This window comes from Aquamicrobium defluvii, assembly GCF_004363725.1.
Taxonomy (GTDB): domain Bacteria; phylum Pseudomonadota; class Alphaproteobacteria; order Rhizobiales; family Rhizobiaceae; genus Mesorhizobium; species Mesorhizobium defluvii.
Genome location: NZ_SNZF01000089.1, coordinates 1 through 1,169, shown reverse-complemented (window position 1 = coordinate 1,169; position 1,169 = coordinate 1). Strand labels below are relative to the sequence as shown.

Annotated in this window: 1 protein-coding gene; it reads right to left on the bottom strand. The window is 59.1% G+C overall.

The features are described from left to right. Window positions 1-11: 11 nt before the first annotated feature. Window positions 12-974 (bottom strand): IS110 family RNA-guided transposase, encoded by a 963-nt coding sequence (locus DES43_RS22250; protein ID WP_084496457.1) that lies wholly within the window; start codon window positions 972-974, stop codon window positions 12-14. Between the last annotated feature and the right edge of the window lie 195 nt (window positions 975-1,169).

The following is a 1,169-nucleotide window of genomic DNA, read 5'->3' as shown; positions in this document are numbered from 1 at the left end:
AGCAACTGTGTCTAGGCGGCTTTGCCTGTCTGCCATGGCGTAGCGGTTTTGAGGACGGCGTTTGCGGTTACGACCAGCCTGCGTGCGCCTGCAATGATGATGAGCTTGTGCGGTTTGCCACTCTCTTTCATGCGCGTTGCGAGAGGTTTGAGCAACGGATTGTGACAGGCGGCGGCGAGCGCTGCCTGGAACAGAACATGTCGCAGTGAGCGCCGTCCCCCTGCGATGGTTCGCCTGCCACGCCTTGCGCCACTGTCGTGTGACACTGGTGCAAGGCCCGTCATGGCGGCGGCCTCGCCTGCTGTCATCCGCCCGAGTTGCGGCATTTCAGCAATCAACATGGCTGCCGATACCGGACCTATTCCGGGGATGGATCGTAGCAGTCGGGCTTTTTTGGCCAGGCTTTCCTCTTGAGTAATAACTCGTTCGATCCGCTGCTCGATCTCACTGACCTGACCATCCAGAACAGCCTTCAGAGTGCTGTCCAACTCCTGAAGATCGTCGGCAACACCTTGCTTCTCACGCGCACAGATCTGAGCTGCAAGCCGCTTGCGCATGTCCACAATCTGAGCCCGCCGGGTCGTCAATGCTCTGAGAATGCGCAGATTTCCATGTGGTAGTATCCGCCCGGCTTCTGGGCGAAATTGCATGAAGCCGGCAATAAGGACCGCGTCGATGCGGCCTGTCTTGGCGCGCGTGCCTCGAGAACGGGCGAAGGCTTTGATCTGTGCCGGAGCCAGTTGCACCGCCTCAATCCCAGCAGCGACGAGATAAGCCCAAAGTGCCCATTCCTGGCCACCCGTCGCCTCAAACCCAATTCGCACCGCATCAGGCAGTTGCTGGATCCAGGCCAGCAACTGAACATGGCCTTCTGCGGTGTTGGGCAGGCGGAAGTGCTGCCCGCTCGATACACAAAATCCGTCGAGCCAATCGCGGGAAACATCTATGCCGATCACGGCTGTAGCTGGTATCATGTCACTCTTTCTTCCTTATGCTTCGCGGTCCCGCAAACGGGCCGCCGTCAACTGTTCGAGACGGTGAGGAGAGATGGGATCAGCCTGCCAGCGAACGTGGTCAGGCCACAAGATGTTAAACGCTGTAGCCCACCCATCGCAGCTCCTGGCCGGGAGCCGCGATGGGGCTAATCTAGCAGGACTGAGACACATAAG

What these genes read in the sequence shown, in the direction of transcription:
- DES43_RS22250 (WP_084496457.1), bottom strand. Translation starts at nt 974, where the DNA reads ATGATACCAGCTACAGCCGTGATCGGCATAGATGTTTCCCGCGATTGG.